This window comes from Alteromonas oceanisediminis, assembly GCF_018474025.1.
GTDB classification, from domain to species: Bacteria; Pseudomonadota; Gammaproteobacteria; order Enterobacterales; family Alteromonadaceae; genus Alteromonas_E; species Alteromonas_E oceanisediminis.
On sequence record NZ_JAHCTA010000009.1, the window covers coordinates 74628 to 100311 of the forward strand.

22 protein-coding genes and 1 pseudogene are annotated in these 25684 nt (G+C 48.5%); 16 read left to right on the forward strand and 7 right to left on the reverse strand.

The genetic code is table 11. The annotated features are described in order from the left end of the window. Nucleotides 1-3: 3 nt before the first annotated feature. The 9 genes from ubiB to KIU71_RS18140 all read left to right on the forward strand — a co-directional run bounded on the left by ubiB (nt 4) and on the right by KIU71_RS18140 (nt 8926). On the forward strand, nt 4-1641 hold the full coding sequence (gene ubiB / locus KIU71_RS15040; protein ID WP_214132121.1) for a ubiquinone biosynthesis regulatory protein kinase UbiB: 1638 nt from the start codon (nt 4-6) through the stop codon (nt 1639-1641). Nucleotides 1642-1922: 281 nt separating this feature from the next. Further along, nucleotides 1923-2132 (forward strand): transcription antiterminator/RNA stability regulator CspE, encoded by a 210-nt coding sequence (cspE, locus tag KIU71_RS15045; protein WP_214132122.1) that lies wholly within the window; start codon nt 1923-1925, stop codon nt 2130-2132. Between the two features lie 274 nt (nt 2133-2406). Then, entirely contained in the window at nt 2407-3588 is a 1182-nt protein-coding gene (locus KIU71_RS15050) for an acyl-CoA dehydrogenase (RefSeq protein ID WP_214132123.1), read from the forward strand. 381 nt (nt 3589-3969) lie between these two features. Next, entirely contained in the window at nt 3970-4503 is a 534-nt protein-coding gene (locus tag KIU71_RS15055; RefSeq protein ID WP_214132124.1) for a hypothetical protein, read from the forward strand. A 144-nt stretch (nt 4504-4647) separates the two neighbouring features. After that, complete coding sequence (locus tag KIU71_RS15060; protein ID WP_214132125.1) at nt 4648-6789, forward strand: RHS repeat-associated core domain-containing protein; 2142 nt, start codon at nt 4648-4650, stop codon at nt 6787-6789. A 7-nt stretch (nt 6790-6796) separates the two neighbouring features. After that, nucleotides 6797-7279 (forward strand): DUF2947 family protein, encoded by a 483-nt coding sequence (locus KIU71_RS15065; protein ID WP_214132126.1) that lies wholly within the window; start codon nt 6797-6799, stop codon nt 7277-7279. A gap of 289 nt (nt 7280-7568) precedes the next feature. Continuing rightward, nucleotides 7569-7715, forward strand: coding sequence for a hypothetical protein (locus KIU71_RS15070; RefSeq protein WP_214132127.1), 147 nt, complete (start codon nt 7569-7571; stop codon nt 7713-7715). 22 nt (nt 7716-7737) lie between these two features. Then, the gene (locus KIU71_RS18060) at nt 7738-8313 is read left to right on the forward strand and encodes a hypothetical protein (RefSeq protein WP_214132128.1); all 576 of its coding nucleotides are present in this window, start codon (nt 7738-7740) and stop codon (nt 8311-8313) included. Nucleotides 8314-8800: 487 nt separating this feature from the next. Then, entirely contained in the window at nt 8801-8926 is a 126-nt protein-coding gene (locus tag KIU71_RS18140) for a tyrosine-type recombinase/integrase (RefSeq protein WP_390881911.1), read from the forward strand. Between the two features lie 17 nt (nt 8927-8943). On the opposite strand, the gene KIU71_RS15085 is transcribed toward KIU71_RS18140, so the two are convergent. Continuing rightward, nucleotides 8944-10197, reverse strand: coding sequence for a type II toxin-antitoxin system HipA family toxin (locus KIU71_RS15085; protein WP_214132130.1), 1254 nt, complete (start codon nt 10195-10197; stop codon nt 8944-8946). Next, nucleotides 10187-10525, reverse strand: coding sequence for a helix-turn-helix transcriptional regulator (locus KIU71_RS15090; protein WP_214132131.1), 339 nt, complete (start codon nt 10523-10525; stop codon nt 10187-10189). Before KIU71_RS15090 ends, KIU71_RS15085 begins: the two co-directional genes overlap by 11 nt. 137 nt (nt 10526-10662) lie before the next feature. Between KIU71_RS15090 and KIU71_RS15095 the strand changes: the two are divergent. Then, nucleotides 10663-10791, forward strand: a pseudogene (locus KIU71_RS15095) (IS3 family transposase); the annotation flags it as partial. Between the two features lie 52 nt (nt 10792-10843). Here KIU71_RS15095 and KIU71_RS15100 read toward each other — a convergent pair. Then, entirely contained in the window at nt 10844-11875 is a 1032-nt protein-coding gene (locus tag KIU71_RS15100; RefSeq protein ID WP_214132133.1) for a hypothetical protein, read from the reverse strand. Between the two features lie 274 nt (nt 11876-12149). On the opposite strand from KIU71_RS15100, the gene KIU71_RS15105 reads away from it, so the two are divergent. After that, the gene (locus KIU71_RS15105) at nt 12150-13337 is read left to right on the forward strand and encodes an efflux RND transporter periplasmic adaptor subunit (protein ID WP_214132134.1); all 1188 of its coding nucleotides are present in this window, start codon (nt 12150-12152) and stop codon (nt 13335-13337) included. Nucleotide 13338: 1 nt separating this feature from the next. Further along, nucleotides 13339-16485 carry an efflux RND transporter permease subunit gene (locus tag KIU71_RS15110; RefSeq protein WP_214132135.1) on the forward strand — a complete coding sequence of 1049 codons (3147 nt, stop codon included), beginning with the start codon at nt 13339-13341 and terminating at the stop codon, nt 16483-16485. On the opposite strand, the gene KIU71_RS15115 is transcribed toward KIU71_RS15110, so the two are convergent. From KIU71_RS15115 to ubiD, 4 genes are all read right to left on the reverse strand, one after another. Then, nucleotides 16482-17321, reverse strand: coding sequence for a DUF2797 domain-containing protein (locus tag KIU71_RS15115; protein WP_390881916.1), 840 nt, complete (start codon nt 17319-17321; stop codon nt 16482-16484). The two genes, KIU71_RS15110 and KIU71_RS15115, sit on opposite strands and share 4 nt — an antisense overlap. Before the next feature lie 2 nt (nt 17322-17323). After that, complete coding sequence (locus KIU71_RS15120) at nt 17324-18733, reverse strand: M28 family metallopeptidase (RefSeq protein WP_214132180.1); 1410 nt, start codon at nt 18731-18733, stop codon at nt 17324-17326. Between the two features lie 76 nt (nt 18734-18809). Then, nucleotides 18810-19538 (reverse strand): NAD(P)H-flavin reductase, encoded by a 729-nt coding sequence (gene fre / locus KIU71_RS15125; RefSeq protein WP_214132136.1) that lies wholly within the window; start codon nt 19536-19538, stop codon nt 18810-18812. 63 nt (nt 19539-19601) lie between these two features. Then, nucleotides 19602-21071, reverse strand: a complete 1470-nt coding sequence (gene ubiD / locus KIU71_RS15130) for a 4-hydroxy-3-polyprenylbenzoate decarboxylase (RefSeq protein ID WP_214132137.1) — start codon at nt 21069-21071, stop codon at nt 19602-19604. A 244-nt stretch (nt 21072-21315) separates the two neighbouring features. Between ubiD and KIU71_RS15135 the strand changes: the two genes are divergently transcribed. The 4 genes from KIU71_RS15135 (at nt 21316) to rlmB (ending at nt 25578) form a co-directional block, all read left to right on the forward strand. Further along, the gene (locus tag KIU71_RS15135) at nt 21316-21558 is read left to right on the forward strand and encodes a TIGR02647 family protein (RefSeq protein ID WP_214132138.1); all 243 of its coding nucleotides are present in this window, start codon (nt 21316-21318) and stop codon (nt 21556-21558) included. A 97-nt stretch (nt 21559-21655) separates the two neighbouring features. Next, complete coding sequence (locus KIU71_RS15140; protein WP_250207549.1) at nt 21656-22297, forward strand: tetratricopeptide repeat protein; 642 nt, start codon at nt 21656-21658, stop codon at nt 22295-22297. Between the two features lie 215 nt (nt 22298-22512). After that, nucleotides 22513-24834: a ribonuclease R gene (gene rnr, locus KIU71_RS15145; protein ID WP_214132139.1), complete on the forward strand. Its 2322-nt coding sequence runs from the start codon at nt 22513-22515 to the stop codon at nt 24832-24834. After that, nucleotides 24835-25578, forward strand: coding sequence for a 23S rRNA (guanosine(2251)-2'-O)-methyltransferase RlmB (gene rlmB, locus KIU71_RS15150; RefSeq protein WP_214132140.1), 744 nt, complete (start codon nt 24835-24837; stop codon nt 25576-25578). The last annotated feature ends 106 nt before the right edge of the window (nt 25579-25684 follow it).

The following is a 25684-nucleotide window of genomic DNA, read 5'->3' on the forward strand; positions in this document are numbered from 1 at the left end:
ACGATGCGGCTGTTTAGGCTTTATAAAATCAATCGAGTTTTGTTAGAGCACGGTTTAGATGACCAGATCCCTAAGCGTTTTATGCCATGGTATGCGCGCGCCATGCGACATTGTTTGTTTTGGCTGCGAAACAAGCACGCCGGAGAACCCGCCGGAAAGCGAATTCGATTAGCGCTTCAGGCACTTGGCCCCGTGTTCATCAAGTTTGGTCAGATGATGTCTACGCGGCGAGATCTATTGCCTCCCGATATCGCTGACGAGCTCGCCTACCTGCAAGACAAAGTCCCGCCTTTCGATACGGATCTCGCCCAACAGATCATCAAAGACGCGTTGGGTTTACGTCATCTGGAAGAACTATTCAGCGAGTTCGATCCCATTCCTTTAGCGTCAGCGTCTATTGCTCAGGTGCACAGTGCGCGGCTGCGCCTTGATGAGACTGCTGTAGTGATAAAAGTACTTCGGCCGGACATCGCTGAGACCATTCAAGCTGACATTGATTTGCTCCAGAGCTTCGCGCACGTGTTGCAAAAGTGGTTGCCTGATGGCAAGCGTTTACGCCCGGTTGAAGTGGTCGGTGAATATCGCAAGACCATTGTAGATGAACTGGATTTACTCCGCGAAGCCGCGAATGGGATCCAGCTCAAACGCAATTTCGATGGTTCGCCTGCCTTGTATGTTCCGCATATTTACAGTGATCATTGTCGCACTAATGTGTTGGTGATGGAGCGCATCTACGGTATACCCATCGCCAATGTCGAGGCACTACGCGCACAGAATACCGATTTTAAAGTGCTTGCCGAACGCGGCGTAGAAGTCTTTTTTACCCAAGTCTTCAGAGACAGCTTTTTCCACGCTGACATGCATCCTGGCAATATATTTGTCGCGACAGAGAACCCTGCAGATCCGAGGTACATAGCGATCGATTTTGGCATTGTTGGCACGCTTAACCGTGAGGATAAACGTTATCTGGCGGAAAACTTTATCGCCTTTTTCAATCGTGATTATCGCAAGGTCGCGCAGTTGCATGCTGATTCTGGCTGGGTGCCCAGTGATACCAATATTGATGAATTCGAGATGGCCATCCGCACGGTCTGTGAGCCCATTTTTCAAAAACCATTGGCGGATATTTCTTTTGGCAATGTGTTATTGCAACTGTTTAGCACCGCTCGGCGCTTTAACATGACGGTGCAGCCTCAACTTGTTTTGCTGCAAAAAACCTTGCTGTATGTCGAAGGATTGGGACGCCAATTGTATCCTCAGTTAGATTTATGGAAAACGGCCAAGCCATTTTTGGAGAATTGGATGAAGGAACAAATAGGTTTTACGGCAATGTTTAAAAAAGTGAAACAGAACCTGCCGTTTTGGTCTGAAAAACTCCCTGAAATGCCTGATCTCATTCACGATAGCCTGTACCAGTTGCGTCGCCTGCCAGAAATGCAGCAACGTCAATTTGAGCAACAAGTACAGCTTCAGCACAAACAGAATAAAGCGGTGCTGATGACATCGGTCGGCGCAACCATGTTCGTGCTATCGGCACTGATGCCATTGAGCACAACACATTGGTGGCCTTCCGCCGTACTAGCCATTTTAGGTGTAAGCGCGTGGGTTTATGCGTATTTTCAAGCAAAATCAAAGTGGTAATGTGCATTGAATGCAGAGTTCAATTGTGACGCTTTGATGATCTTTTCTGTTTAGATCGCGAATTGTTGTAGCTTATTGAATATTTGGTGGTATAGTAAACGCGTCTTTGATAGACGTGTGTATAGAGTTAGAACTGCAAGTGATATTAAACCTCTCAAGTTACTTAGTGATTTGCTGTAAGACGTTTTCCATTTCGTACGTGTTGACCCTCCATATAAGCAAGTTCATCGAAGATATAACACGCGCTTTTTTGCGCAGAAACAATTTATTTGAGGTTTTACATGTCTAAAGTTACAGGCACCGTTAAATGGTTTAACGCTGACAAAGGTTATGGTTTTCTAACACAAGATAACGGTGGAAAAGACGTATTTGTACACTTCCGCGCAATCGTTGCAGAAGGTTACAAAACACTTCCAGAAGGTCAAAAAGTTCAGTTCGACGTTGAAGAAGGTCAAAAAGGTCTTCAAGCAGCCAACGTAGAAACGCTCTAATTGCGCTTCATAGTGATGGCCGCTTGGCCATCACTGTTATTCCCTTATTTTTTATCCCCTAACTTTTTCTTTTCAGTTTTTTCTCAATACGCTGCTGTGGTTACCGTAAAACGCACGGATTAATCTCATTTACGTGGTTTGTTGTCTGTTCTCGCAAACGTTACTGCTCTCAATAAAGACACTCATTGACTCTCTGTTGATCTGCGTCCATAGGCGAAGTATTCCCTTACTGGTATGATTGGCGCCTGATGACCACGCTATGTGAGAGATTTTTATGTCTGAACCTATCGCAATCTGGGACGACCTGCTACTGCTAGACGGGCAACTCAATGAAGACGAGCGCATGGTGCGCGACAGTGCTCACGATTTCTGTCAAGCTGAACTCATGCCGAATGTGTTGTTGGCGAACCGCCATGGCGAGTTCAATCCGAAGATCATGCGCGCATTTGGTGAAGCCGGGCTGCTCGGTTCAACGATTGATGGATTTGGTTGTGCGGGAGTCAATTACGTCAGCTATGGATTGATCGCCCGTGAGGTGGAGCGGGTGGATAGTGGCTATCGCAGTGCGATGAGCGTGCAATCATCACTGGTTATGCATCCGATTAATGCTTTCGGGTCACATGCCCAAAAAGAAAAATTTCTACCAAAGCTTGCTACTGGCGAATGGATTGGGTGTTTCGGTTTAACGGAGCCCGATGCGGGCTCAGATCCCGCAGCCATGCGTTCGTGTGCAGAAAAAGTTGACGGCGGCTATCGATTACGTGGCAGCAAAATGTGGATCACCAATTCTCCTATCGCCGATGTGTTTGTTGTTTGGGCTAAAAACAATGCACAGAACGGACAAATCTGTGGTTTTATCTTAGAAAGAGACATGCAAGGGCTTAGCACACCAGAGATCCAGGGTAAGTTATCGCTCAAAGCCTCGATGACCGGCGAGATTGTGATGAACAATGTCTTTGTTCCTGATGAAAACATGTTACCGGAAGTGCGCGGCCTCAAAGGACCATTCAGTTGCCTAAATATGGCACGATACGGCATTTCGTGGGGCGCGTTAGGAGCGGCTGAATTTTGCTGGCATGCAGCCCGTCAGTATGGCCTTGACCGGCACCAGTTCGGTAAACCACTTGCCCAGACGCAGTTGTTTCAGACCAAGTTAGCCAATATGCAAACCGAAATAACGTTGGGTTTACAGGCGTCGCTGCGCGTCGGCCAACTGATCGACTCTCGTCAGTTTGATCCTGCAATGATTTCGCTAGTCAAACGCAATAACTGCGGCAAAGCGTTGGACATCGCAAGAGCCTCGCGCGACATGCACGGCGGCAACGGCATCGCCGACGAATTTCACATCATGCGACACATGATTAATCTGGAAACGGTCAACACCTATGAAGGAACCTATGATGTGCACGGCTTGATCCTCGGCAGAGCACAAACGGGATTGCAGGCGTTTTTTTGAAATTTCGAAAGGACGCTACCACCGTCAGTGTTGAACCGCCCTAATCTGCCTTCACCAACCTCACCTCAGAAACGGTGTTTTCATCACTCCGCTTTCCGCAAATACTACTATCTGTACTCTCGAAAATTAGTTCGACTGCAGAATTATGTTGTTTGGCAGGATAAATTTGCTGCAGTAAACTGGCGGTTGAGGGACTATCAGCATTGCCTAATGAATGCCACGGCAAATTCTTCAGAGCTGATGCTTTCAAATATGTAGTTGGTCATGAGTTGGGTCATGTGACTGAGTTGAATACAAGAATTTTCGATAAGCGCGGAAGAGAAGCTGCGGAAAGCAATGCAGACATTTTTTACGTACAACTTTTCAAAAATGGAGAATAACGTGAAAGTTCTTCTAATTTTGACCCTGTGCATCCTCAATGGTTGTGCTGTGAGTTCGAATACTACGATTGAATACATGCAAATTTTTTCAGAAAACAGGTCTATGAGCGGTATCGAGAATAATAAAAATATTGGAATAGGTGACTATTTTGGAGAGGAATTGTTTGAAAGAACTAGAGCTGATATTTCCATTTTAAGCAACGGAGAGATCCATACTAAAGTAGGAAGCGACACCTTTCAGGGAAGAGGGAAGGTATTGCAGTGTGAAGGATACAAAAATCAATGCCTCGATATTGATACTTTTAAATTTATGATTAGGAAAAACTACGATTTCAGCACCAGTGCGAAATGGTCGTGGGGTGACTATCAATATGATGCAGTTGAAGTGATAGGGGTCAGTAAAGAAGACCTATCCTACTCGATCCAGTTTTCAGTTTCTAAAAAGAGAGGGCTTCTTTACTTCATCATTGCAGGGGAAGACTATTCAGCTATCTATGTTCTCGCATCTCCGAAAGGCTTTTGGGCAGAGCCGTAAAGAGCTTAAGTTGCAAAATGGGTAGGTCAAGAAAATCCACATAATTATGTTCGAGTAAAACACAAAGGATAAGTAACACAGGTCCGAGCCAGCGCGCCGGCCACCTTTGCGTTTAACACCCGCGGGTTGCTGGCCAGTGAGACGGTGAGCGGGCACAGCCGCACGTACACTTACGACACGGCAGCACGGGTAACCGGCACAACCGTGACGATGGGCAGTGCAAGCTATGTTACGTCACACACGTATGACGCTGCTACGGGCACGCTAACGTCGATGACCTATCCGACGGCGAGCGGTCACAGTCATGGCCTGACTGTGGAGTATCGGTATAACCCGCGCGGCTATTTGACTCACGAACAAAACGCGGCAAGCAAGTATGTGTACCGTGAAGTCACCGCGCAGGATGCGTTTGGCAGTATCACGGCGGCGAGGATAAACAATAACGGTTTACTCGGTACCTATGAGTATTCCAGTAAAACCGGCCAGATGACGTCCACCCGGGCGGGCTACGACCATTATCTGACGTACGATAGCTATGACAGCTTTGGTAACTTACAGAGTGTGACCAACCATGCCGATTTGTTCTCGGCCAGCACGACCCAAGACACCTACCAGTATGACAGCCTGCACCGCCTGACCCGCTCAACCGTTGCATTTGATGGGCAAAGCCTGTCAATAGACTACGGCTATGATGCCGCGGGTAACCTGAAGAAAAAGACTGACTACTCCACGACATCAGCCAGTGCATACACCTACGCGCCCGGCAGCAATAAACTTCAGTCGGTGGCGCTTAAAGGCGGTGGCAGTGCAACCTTTGGGTATGACAACAAAGGCAATCAGACCCACCGCAATGGCCAGTTGGAGGTGAGTTACAATGTATTTAGCAAGCCCGCGCTGATAAACCGCAACGGCGCGTCAAACACCTTCAGCTACGATGCTAGCCTGGCCCGCTACCGGCAGGTGTCTACCGCCACCACTGGGGGTGAAACGGTTACCACGACGACCACCTACATTGGCAAGCACTTTGAAATCAAACACAGCGGCGGTGAAACCACCTTTGAGCATTACATCAGTGATGTGGCCATTGTGACGCTGGGCAGCAGCAAAAAGATAGCCTTTACTCACCGTGACCGGCTAGGCAGTGCAGTGACCCTTACCGATGAAGCGAACCGGGCGGTATCACGGCGTTACTTTGACCCCTTTGGTAAACCCCGCTCCGGCGACTGGTCGAGCACAAGCCCGGCCACCCTTGGCAACAACGTGTTTGAGCTACGCAAAGACCTCGTGCGAGGCTTTACGGACCATGAGCATCTTGACCAGGCTGAGCTTATTCACATGAATGGCAGGGTGTATGATTACAACGTGGGTCAGTTCTTAAGTGTCGACCCTTTTGTGCATGGTGGCAGTCAGGGCATTAACCCGTACTCCTACATCATGAACAACCCACTGTCTGGCACTGACCCGACTGGGTATGAGCCGGAAACGAAACAAAAACGTGGCAAGCTCGAAACAATTGTTGATAATGACCGCTATCATAATGGGCCGGGAACCGACAGCCGGGGTGACAACACGCCTGCAACGGCGCGAAATGGCGCATTTGATGCGGCATCAGCGCAAAGGCAGTCTCAAAACAGGAGCGGTAGTGCGCCTCAGGATGTTGGGTCGCAAAGCCAGCTAGCGCAGTCAAGTAATCAACAAGGTCGAACTCCAAACTTTGGTGATTTTGCCGCTGGTTTAAATGAAATATGGAGCAACGCAAGTGAATACATCCCAGAAATTTTTGGTTTGGCTTCTGAAGATATGTCAAACAATCTGGGAGGTATTGTATCTTCTGACACAATTGCAACTATGTCTGGAGGAGAGGCAATTGGAGAAGGAATTGTCGCAATGTCTCAGGGTAATGTATCCGGTCTTGCTGAAGCAGGGGCTAGCTTCGCAGCAGGTAAATTCAAACCTCTCAAAAACACCATTGAAGCTGCTTCCGATTTGCCAGTCATTCGTCAAGGAACAAGCGAGTGGAAGCAAGCTGTGAACGAATTATCGTCTATGGGTAAGGCGAAGTTAAACTTTCGCACTGAGACCGCTACTGATGCGAAGCAACTTCTACTGGAAGGAAGAGGAAATATGAATCGGTACAAAAATTACACTAACACAAGTTATTCAAAAGGATATGAGGCTCATAATGTTCAGAACGCGAGAGAGTTAGGAGCCGGGAACAATTTGCAGCATTTAAAATGGAAAGATGCTAAATCTGGTGGGCATATTTTCTACAATAGGGCGAATTAGAATTATTATGGAAAACATTGATGTTAAGAAAACAGAGTTCAAATCGCTATTTGACAGTGTACCTTTTGGGGTTGTTCAATTTCTGGGTGCCAATGATTCTAAGAAATTTTGGAAAAAAAATATCGATGAGCATTCTAATAACTATTTTCGATTACCAGAAAGTAACTGGATTGTTTCATCAAAAAGCATTGATATAGGAAGGTGGCTGGAGCCATATAACGAAGATTCCAATAAAGAACTCGCTCAAAAGTTGAAAAAATTTATCAATATTGAGGGAGACTTGGTCGTTCATTTTGCTTTTAAAGGCCAGTATGTTTTCGCCGTACGGTGGGCGGATTTTCTCCAGTATTGGGATAGCTTTCTCGCTATGGAAGATGACTCTCCTATTTTGCTTATCGATGAAGAAGGTAAGAGAAAAGCACTAGTCTTCAATGGTATGGGCAATGTGATTTTGGTCAACGAAAGTAATGCATTCAACTTAGTACGTTGACTAAATTCAGTTTCTTTTAAAGCGCCCAACATAATTTGAAACCAAATCCCTCTTCGGAGGGGTTTGTATTTTAAGGGGTAAACGTCTGGACAAACACACTGAGCCATTAAAAATTAGCAGCGCCACAATCTTGATTTTAACTATCAGGAGAAAATAACATGGTGATCCGTACAACTGAGCAATGGCAAGACCTATTCAAACAAAAATAAGCATCCGGCGATCCCCACCTAGCCAACTGAATTTAGCAGCGCCAAACTCTTGATTTTGAGCATCAGGAGACAGCGACGAGGTGAAGCGATCAACCCAGCAGTGGCAGGCATTGTTCAAACAACATGACGACAGTGGCATCATAGCCGCGCAGTTTTGCCGTGAGAACGATTTATTTCTGAAGTATTTTGCCAAGCGCAAAAAAGATTTAGATTGGCCGACAAATTAAATCGTGATTATGGCTTAATACGGTGGACACCCAGGGTGGTGAAACACATTACGCCTACGACGGCACTGGCAATGTGATTGCCATCGAAGATGCTAACAACAACACGATTACGGCCGGGTATGATGCCCTGGGCCGCAAACGCCACGTCAGCGACCCTAACCAGGGCACCACGCAGTTTACCTACAATGATTTCGGTGAGCTGGAAAAAGAAACTGACGCGAATAATCAGTCCATTTATTACGATATGGACCATCTGGGCCGGGTCACCCACCGCTATGGCAGTAACGGCGCGCCGGCCACCTTTGTGTTTAACACCCGCGGACTTTTGGCCAGTGAGACGGTGAGCGGGCACAGCCGCACGTACACTTACGACACGGCAGCACGGGTAACCGGCACAACCGTGACGATGGGCAGTGCAAGCTATGTTACGTCACACACGTATGACGCTGCTACGGGCACGCTAACGTCGATGACCTATCCGACGGCAAGCGGTCACAGTCAGGGCCTGACTGTGGAGTATCGGTATAACCCGCGCGGCTATTTGACCCACGAACAAAACGCGGCAAGCAAGTATGTGTACCGTGAAGTCACCGCGTAGGTGCACATTAACATGATGCCGATCGGGCAATAACTCGCTATGTCAGGATTGTTGACGTTCTTTAGATTTGCTGGTTTAGCCGATTCAACTCATACTAGTACACGTGCAATAGTTATTGAGTACAACCATGCGAAGTAATCTGCGCCCAGAAATGAGCAATGTTATGGAAAAGCGCCTTCAAGAGAAGGACTCGCTTCGCATGCGCTCGTACCAAGAACGTCAAAACTCACCTTGCCAATTTAATGCCAACCGCCGTCGTGTAGAGCGTGTTAGCTTTGGTTTTGCATAACACCAAAATAAACCCTTTCGACACACTCGAAGAAGCCACCCAACTACTTTCAGTCATTCCTCAAGAGCTAGCTGATAGGCTCATTTTAATTGGTGGAGAAGCCCTTTTGCTGTGGGGTGAATATTATTTTATCACCAAACTCACAGGTAAGCAGCTTGAATCGCTTTTCAATAAACTGAACTTTACTAACCCAAAGGTGTGCGCGATAAAGTTGTGCTTAAGATGTATTATGCGTCAGGTATGAGGCGGGCAGAGCTGGCCGGGTTGGCCGTACTTGATGTAGATACAGTCAAGGATTTGGTTCGAATAAGAAACGGGAAATAGCGACGCTGCGCTGGGTGCTATTGCGTCATCGAGTAAGGGTTTAAAAACTGCCGCTGCCAAAACAACCGCTTATCGATTTCAGAAAGTTCAGCTTCGGCACAGGCGGCATCAAAGTTATCTTTAATGATCTGAATTTGGTGTTCAAAAATAGCCTTAGCTTCCTCTTGCGATAGCAAAAAGTTATGCGCAGTTTGCAGGCATGTCGCGAGTTGACTCATTTTATTGTTACCTGCAATCAGCATTGCCTGAGACGCTTCGTTTCCGGTACGACCCTGAGGGCATATATCATAGGCTGGTGTTAATGTTAGCGTGTGCCCATTCCAGAACGCTGCATGGTTGCGAGCATGATCGTCTGTATTGCCACAAAGAACATTAAATGTCAGGCGGCAAAATAGTTCCCGAAGTGTCTCTTTCGGTTTAGTAAATCTGTGTCGAATGATTTCTGCCAGTGTCTCATAGCTAGCATACCGCGCCATCATGTCATCCAGTGCAAACAGGGTAAGTGCTGACACAATAGATTTTCTTTCCCAGCCTTTCTCTGAAGCCACACGATCAAATCTTTCTACCAGCAGTACATCTTTATTCGCGGATTTGGTTAGTTTGACCGGCGCCACATCAAGTCCAGCCAGCTTGGCCAATCGCATGGCGATGTATTCAGCCTTAACAACACTGTAGATATCATTACTGGCAGAAAATTTTGCAATGTATTTTATTCCGTCCTCTTCCATCAGAGCTTTAGGGCGTGCGCCACCAATCGAACTTCCATGAAACAAGGCTTGATCTAGCTCGGGTGTTAGTGGTACGCCTTTTTCAACGCGTTCTGCCGATTCTACTAATTCCTCCATGGTGACATTCTTTGCAGAGCGCAGCACGTATTCGGTAGCAGAAAGCTGAAAATCTAATGCACCAATGCGGTCAGACCCCGATTCCAGAAGATAGGTCAGCTCATCTAGCTGAGCCGTATCTATATCATCACCTTTATACCCGAGGCGTCGGTTGATAATAACGCGTCTGCCCCATGCATCTGGCGCACTGTCACGGATACAGCCGGGCACACTGAGCCCTTCTAATAACGGAAGTGCACCGGGACGCAGGGGGAGTTCAGGTTCATAGATAGGCACTGCCTCATTCAACCTTTCTAAGTAACTTTTACCGTAGTTGAAAATCAAATTATCACCGTCAGGTGCGAGACGACCTGCCACAACAGGCTGGGTTTCTTCGGGCAGCCAAATCCAGACGAATGCTTCTTTATAATCCTGTTTAGAAGTCATCTATTACTTCCTTACTCGTTTTTCGGGCACTTTTAGGCAGCAGTGACAGCTTTTCTTCAATTTGCCTGATCTGCATAGTGAGTCGGCTCGGCTCTGCCTCAAACAGTGTTACACCGACGATTCTGGCTACCTCAAAAGTTGCTCCTATTTCGCATTTAGGATCTGCTTTTTCTATGCGGGAGAGCATCCCTCTGGAAATGCCTGCACGGTCTGCAACTTCCTGCGCACTCATCTTTTTCTCAAGTCTTGAGGCACGAATGAGCTTCGCCAGCAACGTTAGCGCTTCTTCGGTGTAACGGGAGTAACTTCTGACTGTGGATCTTGGCATTTGTGTCACATATGAAACGTTATTAAGTCTTATGTTCTATATATTGCTCGTTTAAACTGCTCTGGTCAAGTAGTGTAGTGAGTCATATATAAAACATATGATTACCTTATGTATCATATGTGATGCATTTTTGAATGGAGGGCAAAAGCGATATCTTTGATTACATCGAGATGTTTTATAACGGCAAACGCAAGCATGTTTCCAATAATCTGCCGTCACCAATAGAGTATGAAAACCGTGACCAAGAACGGCTGGGAAGTCTCTAGTTTATTGGTGGCGATTCAATATGATAACCCTGTCGTGGCAGCCGCCTTATAACTACCACCTATCTAAAATCCGTTTGTAAGCATCTTTATCGAGAAAACTGCTGCGGCGAGATTGCAATGATTCATCGACGTTGTTTAGTAGGTGCTGTCGGGCTGCACCCCATGAATTAAACGTGTTACCGTCGATGAGTATGGTCGATGTACTATCAAGCGCGCTGCTGTCCCAACGGTAAACATTTTCGCCAATGCTTTCAGGGTAGTTGTCTATCAATGCGATTGAGTGGAAGGTATTTGACGATGTGATCCAATCGCTGGTGCCGTTATTGTCAACATCCGCAGCTATCCACTGGATGCCGAACAATGTATTGATACTGCCGTCAACGAGCATTTCAGCGGCGGTTTGGTTAAAAGCTGATATTATCGATGTGGCGTTTGTAATTGACCTATTCAATGACAATTGAAGGCCGGTGGTAAACATCGGATTAATACTTCGGTGAAGGGGTTGCTCGCCGCGATCTTTGAGCAATCGATTAAACTCAACCAACATCAAACTATCTGAAAGTAAGTAGTCACTTCTGTTTCCCGCTATATTGGCTATGGATTCGAAGGTGGTTGGGTTGCGCGACCACTTGACATCTTTGATCAAGCGCAGCGGCGGGGTGGCAGCATATCGATTCTCAACAGCAACGCGACTGTCACGAATTTGAGCAAAACTCCGCACACTCTCTACAGATGCCTGTTTGCCAATGATATGTAAATGTATTGGAAAATAAACTGAGGAATAGACAAAGTTAGGATGCGTTTTGTCTAAGTCGATGAAGTCGATCTGGCCATCGTACTTTCCGGTGTTGAGACCGCTGCCCGCAAAGGCGGGTCGTTCGATAGTAATGTTCGCATGGTAACCAGCGCGTCCCAACGCTTCAGCGACAAATTCATTTAAGCGCGCAGAATGTGAACCGTCGCTTGTAAAAGTTTCCCACTCCGTGGTGACCAGCTTCAGTGTTTCATCCTGTGCGAATGCGACCCCAGTCGATGCAATTAGGCTAAGCCCACAGCTGAAAAACAGAGATTTCTTAGTCCACATGCTCAACACATTACTCCTCAAATTCCGCTACATCACACCATAGTACGTGGTTGCGCCGGATTTTAGTCATTTTTTACTTCACAGCAACGCTCTCATGTTTGTCGTGCTGGCACAGCGCAACATCAGATTGGGCGTACTTCTTGCTGCTACGCTCGCTTTGGCTGCCAAATACTAGCCAATTGAACTTTGAATCATCGTTTACGTAACCAACACTAACATAGCGTTGCACAATTTATCGTGTTACCGGAGTCGAGGCGTGTCAAAAGGAGCCAAAGTGACAGCATTCAGGAGATTAGTCAGGCCAAAAGTTGAAGCTCAAGCCCAGCAGTTGGCTTTTATTATACCGACATTAGTGCTTTTCATGTTGCTCAGTGGTTGCACAACTGAGCAAGAACAGCCTGAGCAACAAGAAGCAACACCGCCTCTTGTCACAAGCAGTGTTGCAAGCCCAGAGACCGAGCCATTCACGCTGAGGGGCAGCGGTTTTGTGCAAGCAACGGAAAAAATCAATGTGGTTGCTGAGGTCTCGGGTCGTGTTGTGGAGGTTAATCCTAAACTCTCGCCCGGCAAACGTATTGCCGCGGGCGAAGTGCTTTTCGCCATTGACGATCGAACGTATCGCGCTGAGTTAGCGCGGGCTGAAGCCGCGGTAGCAAGTGCCAAAGTGAGTGTAGATAAAGCTGCGCGTGAGCGGGCTCGGCAGCAACAACTGGTTGAATCAGGCGCAACCTCACAACGCGCTTTGGACAATGCCTCCATCGAATTCGCTGCCAGTGAAGCACAGTTGCAACAAGCGCAGGCGAATTTAACGCTGGCTCAGAAACGCTTGGAGGATACACGGGTGATGAGTCCTTTTGATGCCGAGGTTATTGTTGACAATGTCACCGTGGGAGCTTTTGTGTCAGTTGGCGCAAGTGTTGCGGAGTTGTTTGATGTTAACGCTGTGGAGCTTTTGGTCGGCTTGCCTCAGCGTGATGCCGATTTGGTTTTAGCCCATCGCCAGCGAGTTGCAGACAATGACAAGGCACTGTTCGCGACCATCAGTAAAGAGCAGGTAACCTTCGGTCAACAAGCCAGATTGGTTGATGTTGAGCCTCAGATAGAGCGTGCAACACGCACTGTCACACTACGGTTTTCCTTGAGCGCTTTATTTAACCAGCAAGCCGACACAGCGCTTTTTTTAGGTGATTATCTGCACGCCGACATGCCTGTGATGCTCAATAAACCGCTGTTCTCAGCGGCCGAAGGTGTGGTGCGCAAAAATGCGTTTGTTTATACCATTACCGGTCAACAATCGAAAACGCTTAAAAAAGTTGCAGTAACGCCGCTTAAACGGCGTGATGGCAGGGTGTTTTTTACTGGCGAGCAATCACTTGCCAATACCCCTCTGTTACTTTCCGGGTTGGTTCAAGAATCGAACGGCATGGCGGTGACAATACAAGCACCGTCGAAGGCGCAATAGCATGGGGTATCTCATTAAACGTGCGCTGGAGAGCCGCGTATTCGCCAACTTGTTTGCCGGGTTATTGGTGCTTTTAGGGTTTATTGCGATCCAAAACATCACCGTAAAGCTATTCCCAGAACTCAACATTGAAGCCATTAATGTTTCGGTAGTCTACCCCGGTGCCAGTCCTTCTGAGGTGGAAGAGGCTGTTGTGATCCCAATTGAAGAGCAGCTTGAGGGTTTAGAAGGAATACGCAAAATCACGTCTAGCTCGTCAGAAAACATTGGCAGCGTGCTGGTCAGTTTAAACGCGGGCGAAGACATGAATGTGCGTTTGAACGATATCCAAAATGAAATCGACCAGATCACCGTTTTCCCGCAACGGGCTGAACGCCCGGTGGTGGCGATTGCTGATCCTGACGAATTAGCCATTCAAGTGGTACTAACCGGCCCCGTGGATGCGAATCGAATCAAGCAGGAAGCGAATAGGATCCGAGACAGGCTGGTTGATTCCGCATCGATCTCAGATGTACGCATAGAATCTGCGCCTGAGTATCTGATTGATATCTTAGTCGAGCAAGATACGTTGCGAGAATATCAGTTATCGCTTCCGCAAATAGCGAGCTTGGTACGCCAGCAAAGCCTTGAGTTATCCGGTGGAGAAATTGAGAGTGATCAATCACGCCAACTGGTACGAACGTTAGGTGAAAACAAGCGCGGCGAAGAATTTGAGAACGTCATCATTCGCACTGGAGATAACGGCGCGACGCTTCGTCTTGATCAAATCGCCACTGTCACTGATGGGTTGTCGGATGACCCCAAAGCCGGCTATTACAACGGCCAGCCAGCGGTGGTGTTGAGCGTTTATCGTGTTGGCACTGAACAGATATTTGATGTGGTTGAACAAACTCGAAGCGTTCTTAAGCAAGCAGAGCAAACGGGTTTACCGCTGGGGATTGAGGCGGTGGTGTGGCGAGATGAGTCTTCCAACCTGTCAAGCCGAATCGATTTGCTCACCCGCAATGCAGTCATCGGGCTTGCGCTAGTAGCACTGCTGTTGATGCTGACGCTTGATCTTCGCATTGCGCGTTGGGTTGCTTTTGGCGTAGGGGTTTCGTTTGTTGGTAGCTTTACGTTGCTCTCACTGACCGGTTACACCATTAACCAACTGTCATTGTTTGGCTTCATATTAGCGATCGGGATTGTCGTTGATGATGCCATCGTCGTGGGGGAAAACATATTTTCAAGGAAGGAGCAGGGCGACTCGCCCATGGAGGCAGCCCACAACGGTGTCTCTCAAGTGGCAATGGCCGTGTTGATATCCACACTAACCACGGTAGCCGTGTTTCTTCCGCTGCTCTTTATCCCCGGCATTTATGGGCAATTTATGGGCCCCATTGCGGCGGTTGTCATTTTTGTATTGATACTGTCGTTAATTGAAGCATTTTTCATTTTGCCTAAGCACCTGTCTAACTTGCATGATAAAGCCCCCGGCTCGTTCTCGTTGCGGCGCATTGCTGATCCTGCACGTGAATGGACGGCGGCGAAGTTAAAGTGGTTGACTGATAACCCGGTAACGTACGCAGTGGATAAGGCGGTACGCTATCCATTGCTGATGGTCGGCACTTTTATCGCCGCGTTCATGCTGTCATTGCTGTTAATTGTTTCTGGTGCAGTGAAATTTGTCTTTTTTCCCAGCATAGAGGGGAACTACGTAACGGCGCAGTTAGTGTTGTCGAATCGGGCATCAGACGTGCAGACACGTGATGAAATTAATTTTTTGGAGAAAACGGCGCAGCAAGCCGCTGAGTCATTTTCGCCGTCGCAAGACAACCCAAATGACACGGTGATTGACGGTATATTTTCTACTCGAGGGGTTAAAATTGGGGGGGGCGATCCCAACGCCTCGACAACCTCAGGTAGCGCATCCAATCTGGCGTACGTGACCGTCAAGATAGAAGATTCTGCGACGCGCACCTTTTCTGCGGTGGACTTTGAACGTGCTTGGCGAGAGACAAGTGGCCAAATCCCTGGTGCCAAGCAACTTACGTTTAGTTCAAATTTAGTCAGTGCTGGTGCAGCAGTCGCGATTGAAGTACGTTCTCGCGATGAACAAAAAGCGCGCGAGGTAACCGGTAAGCTCAGAGAGGCGCTGGAGGGTATTGATGGAGTAACGGATATCCGTGACGATCGTTTCAATACCACCGAAGAGGTTCAAATTTCATTGAAGCCCGAAGCGCTGAATTACGGCGTTAATCTGGAAACGCTAGCAACTCAGGTTCGTGCTGCATTCTTCGGTGCCGAGGCAACTCGCATACAGCGTGATAGAGAAGAAATAGAAGTGCGCGTGCGCCTTAGCAATGATGCGCGGTCTACATTAGACACATTAAATGAAACGCGTATAACAGTAGAGGGGCAAGCGATTCCCTTGTCGGCTGTTGCGAATGTCACTATTGGCGATTCACCCGCCTCCATCGCACGTAAAAATGGGCGACGGGTAATCACGCTTTCATCCGACGTGGACACGCGAGTTATTACTGGCGGCGAGGTTACCTCTCAGCTCCTTGAGCAAACATGGGCAGAGCTTAAACCGCAATACCCCGATGTGTCAGTCGGCGTCGGCGGCGATCAGGAAGAGCAACAACGCGCAGGGCCAGCCATCGCGATGAATTTTGTGGTATCGCTATTTGCGATCTATGCGTTGCTGGCACTGGTGTTTGGTTCGTACAGCCAACCTATTATTATCATGTCTATCATACCCTTTGGCTTTATGGGGGCATTGTTAGGCCACTTTCTGTTGGGGTTTGATCTGACCTTGTTATCGATGTTTGGCGTGATTGGATTGTCGGGCGTTATCATCAATGATGGGTTACTGCTGGTAGAATTTATCAACGCTCAACTGGAAAAGGGTAAGGAAATTGTTGAAGCTGTTAAGCAAGCTACATTGCAGCGCTTTCGTCCTATATTGCTGACGTCACTCACAACATTTCTTGGTGTAACACCGATCATCTTTGAGCGCAGTGTACAGGCAAAATTTTTGGCGCCTACTGCAGTATCGCTGGGTATCGGGATCTTATTCGGTACGGTGATATTGATTTTTCTTCTGCCAGCCGTGGCGGTATTGCAGCTTAAGCTCAAACGAAAGTTGGCGGGCAGCGCTGCTTAAGCGCTGACTTCCAGTTCATAGCCCGCGTATTTGCGCATGTTGATCACGCGGTCACCGTTTAATAGCAAATACTGGCCCTTAATGCCTAACAATGTGCCGCTAAATTCTGGGGTCTTGTCCAGATTGATCGACTTCACCTTGTCGGGATAGGTAATAACGGGATAGTCGATACGAACGGGCTCACTCTCAACCGGTTGAACTGATTGCAAACCATGCTGCTGGATGATGGTTTCAATATCCTCACTCAGCGACCCTAGAATATGCTCGGCTCGTGCTTGTATGTCTTGTGGCTCGGGTTGGCCTTTGAGCATTGTACGCCAATTCGTTTTGTCACCAATGTGGCCTTTTGCGGCCGTTTCAACCAAACCACTGATCAAGCGTTCAGATACGCGCAAAATAGGGAGTGCTTGGCTGGCACCTTGGTCAATCCAACGCGAGGAAACCCCATCCGTTACATGTCGCGTAATACCAATTTTCAGCGCCCCTGTGTTGGACAGGTACACAAAATGATCACTTAAGCAGTTGGCCTCACCCCATTGCGGCTCTCGACAAGTACCTTGAGCGTAGTGGCAAAGTTCGGGTTTGATAATGCACGTATCGCATTGAGCAAGTTTGATCAGGCATCGATAGCAGTAGCCCTGATTGAAACTCTTTTTCGTTTTGGATGCACAGTGTACACAGTGAATAACGCCGCTATGTTTTACCGAAATGGGCTGGCCGATGATGGGCGTCATATCCAGAGCCTCATCACCCACAGGGAGTTGATAATTGGCTAAAAAAGAGCCGTCATCCTGACGCGTGGTGCTCACGCGCATTTTACGAATAGTGCCCAGCATCATTAGCGCTTGCTACTTGGCTCAGCGTAAGGATCGGGCAAAAATGCACCGGCTGCCCCCGGGAAAACCACGGGGCTTTCATAGCCATCTTCACTGACTGAGGCAACACCGAAAAAGTAATTATCGATGACCACATTTTCCAACATAGCTTCAGTGACGTTGCCTACAAACTTGCTGAACTGCCACTGTGGCGCATCGGTTAGACGCCAGTAAATTTTATACCCTTTTAAATGCGGGTTGGTTGCGGCATCAACAGCATTCCAATTCAGCGTTGTACTGGGCTTGACCGCACCACTGATACGCACACCGGTTGGGGGGGAGGGAGCCCACGATAAACTTGCCAGTGATGCGGCATTAAGACCGGTAAGCTTGGCGGCGTAGTCAAAATCAACTCCATCAATGGTGTCGCCATAAGTCACGCCATTTTCAGTGCGCAAATCCTGATGTTGGCGGTCGTAGTGCTCATTGGTTTCCATGATACGAATACCCGGATACCCCAAATCGTTGAAGGGCCGGTGGTGACCGCCGCGACGAAAGCGGTCAAGGCGATAAATCACCATGGTGTCCAGATTGGGCACATAACGATCAGCAATCCAATCAATGTAACGAGCAAGATTCCGACTTGGCGAATCTACCTCGCCGCCAGTGAACCTGCGCAGGCGAGCCTCGTCTTCGGTTTCCTGCATACGCGTACCTTCAGCGAAAATGCGTGCGGTGGTGTTGTTGATGACGCCGTTGACGCCTTCAATATTACCGATCATGTCGTTATTCAGAACGCCAACAATGCGCCAGCCCTCTTTTTGTGCAGCATCTGCCATGATCTTGCCGCCGAATAAGCCCTGCTCTTCACCGGCTAATGCGGCATACACAATACTGCCGTTGAATTTATATTGGCTCAACACGCGCGCCGCTTCGAGCGTGCCAGCCACACCCGACGCGTTATCATTGGCACCAGGCGAATCAGAGGTGAAATCCATGACATCGGAGACCCGCGAATCAATATCGCCTGACATGATCACGTAGCGCCCGGGGTCCGTCTGTCCGCGCTGTATTGCGATAACACTGACAACATCGACAGGGTCTGGAATACGTGCTTCATCACTGATGGTTTCGCTTTGATAGTACACGTCTAAACAGCCACCACACTCGGCACTGATTTTCTCAAATTCTGCTTTTATCCAACGTCTTGCTGCACCAATGCCACGCGTCTCTGACTCGGTCTCAGACAGCGTATGGCGTGTACCAAAATTCACCAAGGTCTGAATATCTTTTTGAATATGACTTGCCTGAGGCGCTGTTGCGATGGTGTGCAGTGCCGCTTGGTCAGTAAACTCTTCGGTATTGGCGTGAGCGGTAAACGCGACACTCGACAGCACACTCGTGGCCAGCGCAAACGTCGTTGTCTTGAGCATGCGTGTTTGGCGCTGAAGGGTGGGTAATGTAGCAGTCGTCATTATTCGTCCTGTTGTTAATCTTGCGAGCGATAAATTACAAATAGTCATAGGCGTCACCAAATAGCTGAGAGGCAGGCAAACCACGTGCGCCAAAATCATCTCGCACCACTTTAGCCATTTCAAACCGGCCCGCCACGTACACATCAAACCCACTCAGGTCAGAGATTTCTGTCATGACGGCTGTATGCACCCAGCCTGTTAATCCTTGCCATTCAGTTGTAGCGTTTTCCAGCACAGGCGAAAAGCGAAACCCGCTGTATTGCTCACTCAATGCGTTTAAATCATCTAGACAATAAAAGTCGTCGATATGGCGAACCCCCCAGAACAGCTCGATCTGTCGGTCAGGATCCTGTAACAGCGCTTGCTGTAGAATAGCATAAACGTAAGAGAAGCCAGTGCCGCCAGCAATGAGTAGAAGCGGCCTCAATGAGGGCTGGTATGCGGCATTACCGTGCGGACCATCTAATTGTACTGAGTCTTGCGCTCGCAATTTTTCCAGCACTTCCCATGCGTAGGGGTTATCCGGTTGAGCACCAATTTGCAAAAAGAGATGATTGCCAGGTTTAGCACCGTTGTAGCGCTGCGGCGCATTCGCAATAGAGAAAGGGCGCGCATCGGTATCACTCATCACAACCTTCACATATTGCCCAGCAACAAAGTCTACTGGTTCATCGGGTGCTAGCGTAATTTCATACACAACTGGGGTCAGTGGTTTTATCTGTTCAATAGTGCAGTTGATGAGCGAACGAGCGGTATGCGACATGAAAGGTCTACTTCTCTTGTGGTGTGAAAATAATAACCCTCACAAAGAGGGTTGCTATCGCTATTATGACAACAAATCGAGTTCATCCCAAATCGCGTCGACTTTGGCTTTTACAGCGTCGTCCATCAGGATGGGCGTGCCCCACTCGCGATCGGTTTCGCCGGGCATCTTGTTGGTCGCATCTAAGCCCATTTTAGAGCCCAGACCAGACACCGGTGACGCGAAATCAAGATAATCGATAGGGGTGTTATCGATTAACGTGGTATCACGCGTTGGGTCCATCCGCGTGGTGATAACCCAAATCACATCTTCCCAGTTGCGTGCGTCAATATCATCATCACAAACAATCACAAATTTGGTGTACATGAACTGGCGCAAGAACGACCAGACACCCATCATCACCCGTTTGGCATGCCCGGGGTATTGCTTTTTCATCGTGACAATCGCCATGCGATAAGAACAGCCTTCGGGGGGGAGATAGAAATCCACAATTTCCGGGAACTGCTTTTGCAATATCGGCACAAACACTTCATTCAGTGCCACGCCTAGTATTGCAGGCTCATCCGGTGGCCTGCCGGTGTAAGTTGAATGATAAATCGGATTTTTACGGTGGGTAATGTGCGTGATGGTAAAGACAGGGAAATCGTCGACTTCATTATAGTAACCGGTATGATCACCATAGGGCCCTTCAGGGGCGGTTTCGCCAGGCTGAATGTAACCTTCTAGAACAATTTCTGCCGACGCCGGTACCTGCAGATCGTTACTGACAGATGACACCACTTCTGTTTTGTCACCGCGCAGAAGCCCGGCGAACGCATACTCAGATAATGTGTCAGGAACCGGTGTAACGGCCCCTAAAATGGTGGCCGGATCAGCACCTAACGCTACTGAAACAGGATAAGGTTGATCAGGATTTTGCTGGCACCATTCTCTAAAGTCCAGTGCTCCGCCACGATGCGACAACCAGCGCATGATCACCTTGTTTTTAGCAATCACTTGTTGGCGATAAATGCCTAAATTCTGGCGTTTCTTGTGCGGGCCGCGGGTGACGGTAAGCCCCCACGTGATCAAAGGAGCGGCATCCCCTGGCCAGCATCGCTGGATCGGTAGTTGATTCAAGTCAACCTCATCGCCACTTAATACCACTTCCTGACAGGGCGCTTTTTTCAACACCTTGGCAGGCATATTCAGCACTTGCTTAAAAACCGGCAGCTTTTCCCACAAGTCCTTAATCCCTTTGGGGGGCTCTGGCTCTTTCAAATAGGCAAGAAGTTTACCCACCTCTCGTAACGCGCTGACAGACTGTTGGCCCATACCTAGGGCCACACGTTCGGGCGTACCGAACAGGTTTGCCAGTACGGGGATCGAACTGCCTTTGGGATTTTCAAATAACAGTGCGGGCCCCTTGGCGCGCAAAGTACGATCAGCAATCTCTGTCATTTCCAAATCGGTATCTATCTCGTGGCGGATACGTTTAAGCTCTCCGCGCTCTTCTAACTGATGAATAAAATCGCGTAAGTCTTTGTATTTCATATTGAAGGCAGGATCTTGTTTGGCGATGTTAAGTGAATAGGATTATACCACGCTAACCGTAAACCTGATCACTCGCATGCGCGAAATGCCATTGGATGCTAGCTTTCATTGCACAATTGTGGTGTTATCAGGCATGACATCACTGATGACGTTGGCGGTGAATGTGCAAATTGATAATGTTTTCATAGCGAGCGGCTAAGTAGGGCACCAGACCCCTGCTAACCCATTGATACAGGAGTATTGCATGTCATTTTCTGCGGACATGGTTGATGAGTTAAATTTGCTGTTGAAGTTCCCCACCGAAAGTTTGATGCAAGGGTTAAAAATTCACCACGATGCGAGTCAATCTGTGATTGATGCCGCGACTCGTCTTTATGCAAAAGGGATCACGACACAACCCGACGGTGGTTACCTTACTGATCTCGGCCATGATTTAATTGAGCACGCCCAGCGTCTGCGTCTGGCGCTTGATCCGCGCCCCAACTAAGCGCGGATTCAAGGCGCAGGATTATGCGCCGATAACCTGTTTAATAGCGCATTTATCTGCGCTATTGTGTACTTATCAATCGGCAGGTTTTTTTACTATGTTCTACACTATTCTTCGTCGTGCTTTGGCAGTTTGGATTGTTGGCGCTTGCGCATTCTTTGCCGCGAGTGCAGCCGCTGAAGAGATCAAAGCGGTTCAGCTTTACTCTCAGGATGAATTGATCCGTCTGATTAATAAAAACGAGCATCTGGATCGTGTAGTGCTTGATAGGTGCCAACTCGTGCAAGATATTCAAGCCCGAGCTGAAGTGCTGACGGTACCGGCTTATCAGTTCCTGTGGGGAGACATGCTTGCATGGGGGGTGTGTGTAGACGCCGACCCGAAGCGTGGCGTGGCATTGATGCGAGATGCAGCGAATCAAGGGTTGTCCGCCGCATTGGAGCAGTTAGGCCGATACTACGCTAAGGGGACATTGGTACAGGAAGACAAAGCGCGAGCGGTAATTTATTTACGCGAAGCATCGGCGCTGGGTAACATGCAGGCTCAGTTGCAGTTGGCCGATTTATTTCTTGCCGGCTATGGCAGCCCCTATGATTATCAAGATACCTATCACTGGCTATATAACGCCATTACCGATGATAAAGCATTGCATAGCCGCATTGCTGACCAGCTCAGCGAACTGGAAAAGCTCATGCACCCTAAAGCGGTCAGAGCAGCACGTAAGCCTCTCGATAGCTAGTCATACGCCGACATACGACGAGTTGCTCACTACGCAAACACCCTTATGTAGCGGCAGAGTAAATCGCCCTGAGTTGTGATGTTCTCTTGAAAGTCTCGCGGTCATCCTCATTCCTAAATTATTCATCAATGGCGTCGAATAAAAAACATCCGCACTAATGCGGTAGGTTCGCGTTATACTATGCACAACCAGAAAGAAAGGTAAAAGTTTACTTAATGAGTGATGATCCGCACTATCAGCGTGAAAAGTCTCAATACGAAAATCCGGTCGCAAGTCGCGAGTACTTGACCGAGATCCTCAAATCAAATGGCAAACCGATGTCATTTTTAGAGATTTGCCAAAAAGCGAATGCAAAATCTGAGGATAATCGCATCGGGATCCAGCGCCGACTACGCGCTATGGAGCGTGAAGGACAAGTTCAGTTCACTAAACAAAAGAAATATGTGGCGGCTGATGTGGCTGAGTTAGTTCGCGGTCGTGTCATCGGCCATCGTGACGGCTTTGGCTTTTTACGCCCGGAAGAGGGCGATAAAGACTTGTTTATCAGCGCGGGGCAGATGCAGGTCTTATTGCACGACGATATTGTTGAAGCTCATGTTGGCGCTACGGATCGCAAAGGCCGCTCAGAAGCGCGCATCGCTCGGGTAGTTGAACCGCGCAGTGAGCCGATAGTCGGGCGCTATTATCTAGAACAGGGCGTAGGGCTGGTAATCCCAGACGACGCTCGAATTCCGTATGAAATACTGATTCCCCCTGAATGTGCAAAAGGGGCTCGCCAAGGGCATGTTGTGGTTGTTGATGTCACGCAGCGGCCACGCAGAGGCATCAACCCGATTGGCAAAATTCGCGAGATACTCGGTGAACACATGGCGCCTGGCATGGAGATCGAAATGGCGCTGCGCAGTTTCGATATTCCTCACGTATGGCCTGCCGCTGTTGAGAAGCAGGTGGAAAAGCTCAAACCCGAGGTTGACGAGAAGCCGAAGAAGAATCGAGTTGATCTGCGCTCGTTAGGGTTGGTCACCATTGATGGCGAGGATGCGCGTGATTTCGACGATGCAGTGTATTGTGAGCGCCTAGACAATGGAGGCTGGCAACTCTGGGTTGCGATCGCTGATGTCAGCTATTACGTGCGCAATGGCACTGCGCTGGATGATGAGGCACAGAAACGCGGCAACTCGGTGTATTTTCCCGAGCAGGTTATCCCAATGCTACCAGAAGTATTGTCGAATGGTTTGTGCTCACTGAATCCTGAAGTGGATCGGTTGTGTATGGTATGCGAGATGACGATTTCTGCGCAGGGAAAAATCACCGACTATCAGTTCTACGAAGCCGTGATGAATTCTAAAGCGCGCTTAACCTACAACAAAGTCTGGGCTATTCTGCAGGGCGACGCAAAGCTAATAGAGCGTTATGAAGAACAGGTGGAGAATCTTCGCGAGCTTCATCATCTGTACAAAGCACTTAAGAAAACGCGCGCACAACGCGGTGCCATTGAGTTTGAAACAATGGAAAGCAAATTCGTTTTCAATGCCCAGCGGAAGATTGAAAATATCGTGCCGCTGGAAAGAAACGATGCCCATAAGCTCATCGAAGAATGCATGATCTCAGCTAATGTGTGTGCAGCGCGTTTGCTGGAGTCGAACAAAGCGCCCGCGCTCTATCGGGTGCACGACAGCCCAGATGCGGATCGACTCACTACGTTTACGTCATATCTAAAAGAAATTGGGGTTTCACATCGCATTACCGACGATGCGCAGCCCACGGACTTTACGGATGTGGTAAATAAGGTTCAAAATCGACCCGACAAAGAACTTATTCAAACCATGTTGCTGCGTTCTATGAAACAGGCAGTGTATGACTGCGACAACGTCGGTCATTTCGGTTTGGCACTAGACGCCTACGCGCATTTCACGTCGCCAATTCGGCGCTACCCTGATCTTGTCGTGCATCGCGCGATAAAATCTGTGATTGCGAAACAGGCTGGTAAGCGCAGTTACTCGGGCGGCAAGGCCTACACGACTGAGGAAGTGGAACAATTGGGTGAGCAGTGTTCGATGACTGAGCGCCGGGCAGATGATGCGACCCGGGATGTCTCTGATTGGCTCAAATGCGAATTCATGCTCGATCATGTTGGCGACACGTTTGAAGGCGTTGTTGCCTCAGTCACCAATTTTGGCCTGTTTATTCGTATTACGGAATATCACATTGATGGGCTGGTGCACATTACGTCGCTTGAAAATGACTACTATCATTATGACGACGTAAAGCAGTGTTTGATTGGGGAAAGCTCCGGACGAGTTTATCGGCTCGGCGATCCAGTTAAGGTCAAAGTCGCTGCCGTGAATCTGGATGAGCGTAAGATTGATTTGTTGCTTGATGTACCTCATAAAGAACGCAAGCGCAGCACAGGTAAACGAGGCGTCAGCAAAAGTTCCTCAAAAGCCGCTATTCCTGCGAAAGATGATGGTCGTCCGGCCTCGAAGAAAGCCGGGGGACGCAAGAAAAAATCCAACACAAAGCGACGGAAAGGGTAAATGGCACGCATAGATTGGCTGTACGGTATTCACGCACTGGAAAGTGCATTGGCAAATGAGCCAGAAAGAGTACTAGAACTCTTTGTACTGAAAGGGCGTGACGACGAACGATTGCATAAGCTGATCAATCTGGCACGTAAGCATCGTATCTCGATTCAATTTTGTCCGCGTAAAACGCTCGACGACATGGTTAGCAGCCCTCAGCATCAGGGCGTAGTTGCTAAGGCAAAGCCCGGCAAGGTGATGGATGAAAGCGACCTGTCGGGATTGGTTACTCAGCATGAAAATCCGCTGTTTTTAGTCCTCGATGGGGTTACCGATCCACACAATATTGGCGCGTGTTTACGCACCGCTGATGCAGCGGGTGTCACTGCGTTGATTGTTCCCAAAGACAAAGCCGGCGGGTTAACGCCCACCGCGCGCAAAGTTGCCAGTGGTGCAGCAGAAACCCTGCCGTTTATCCAAGTCACCAATTTGGCGCGCACCCTGAAGTCACTACAAGCTAGCGGCGTTTGGATTGTAGGCACGGCTGGGGAAGCCACACAAACATTGTATGACACCAAAATGACAGGCCCGATTGCGCTAGTGATGGGATCAGAAGATAAAGGCATGCGTAGGCTTACGCGAGAGCATTGTGACGAGCTGATCAAACTGCCCATGGCGGGCAGCGTGTCCAGTTTAAATGTGTCTGTCGCTACAGGTGTGTGCCTCTATGAAATTGTGCGACAGCGGACTAATGTGTAGCGAAAAGACTACGTTCTTGCACAAGTCTTCAACGTAGTCAGTCAATTTGAGCAGATTGTTGTCGGCAAAAATTAAAAGGGTCACCTTCATTCATACTTGCAGGATA

What these genes read in the sequence shown, in the direction of transcription:
- ubiB (WP_214132121.1), top strand. Translation starts at nt 4, where the DNA reads ATGCGGCTGTTTAGGCTTTATAAAATCAATCGAGTTTTGTTAGAGCAC.
- cspE (WP_214132122.1), top strand. Translation starts at nt 1,923, where the DNA reads ATGTCTAAAGTTACAGGCACCGTTAAATGGTTTAACGCTGACAAAGGT.
- KIU71_RS15050 (WP_214132123.1), top strand. Translation starts at nt 2,407, where the DNA reads ATGTCTGAACCTATCGCAATCTGGGACGACCTGCTACTGCTAGACGGG.
- KIU71_RS15065 (WP_214132126.1), top strand. Translation starts at nt 6,797, where the DNA reads ATGGAAAACATTGATGTTAAGAAAACAGAGTTCAAATCGCTATTTGAC.
- KIU71_RS15085 (WP_214132130.1), bottom strand. Translation starts at nt 10,197, where the DNA reads ATGACTTCTAAACAGGATTATAAAGAAGCATTCGTCTGGATTTGGCTG.
- KIU71_RS15090 (WP_214132131.1), bottom strand. Translation starts at nt 10,525, where the DNA reads ATGCCAAGATCCACAGTCAGAAGTTACTCCCGTTACACCGAAGAAGCG.
- KIU71_RS15100 (WP_214132133.1), bottom strand. Translation starts at nt 11,875, where the DNA reads ATGTGGACTAAGAAATCTCTGTTTTTCAGCTGTGGGCTTAGCCTAATT.
- KIU71_RS15110 (WP_214132135.1), top strand. Translation starts at nt 13,339, where the DNA reads ATGGGGTATCTCATTAAACGTGCGCTGGAGAGCCGCGTATTCGCCAAC.
- KIU71_RS15115 (WP_390881916.1), bottom strand. Translation starts at nt 17,321, where the DNA reads ATGCTGGGCACTATTCGTAAAATGCGCGTGAGCACCACGCGTCAGGAT.
- KIU71_RS15120 (WP_214132180.1), bottom strand. Translation starts at nt 18,733, where the DNA reads ATGCTCAAGACAACGACGTTTGCGCTGGCCACGAGTGTGCTGTCGAGT.
- fre (WP_214132136.1), bottom strand. Translation starts at nt 19,538, where the DNA reads ATGTCGCATACCGCTCGTTCGCTCATCAACTGCACTATTGAACAGATA.
- ubiD (WP_214132137.1), bottom strand. Translation starts at nt 21,071, where the DNA reads ATGAAATACAAAGACTTACGCGATTTTATTCATCAGTTAGAAGAGCGC.
- KIU71_RS15135 (WP_214132138.1), top strand. Translation starts at nt 21,316, where the DNA reads ATGTCATTTTCTGCGGACATGGTTGATGAGTTAAATTTGCTGTTGAAG.
- KIU71_RS15140 (WP_250207549.1), top strand. Translation starts at nt 21,656, where the DNA reads ATGTTCTACACTATTCTTCGTCGTGCTTTGGCAGTTTGGATTGTTGGC.
- rnr (WP_214132139.1), top strand. Translation starts at nt 22,513, where the DNA reads ATGAGTGATGATCCGCACTATCAGCGTGAAAAGTCTCAATACGAAAAT.
- rlmB (WP_214132140.1), top strand. Translation starts at nt 24,835, where the DNA reads ATGGCACGCATAGATTGGCTGTACGGTATTCACGCACTGGAAAGTGCA.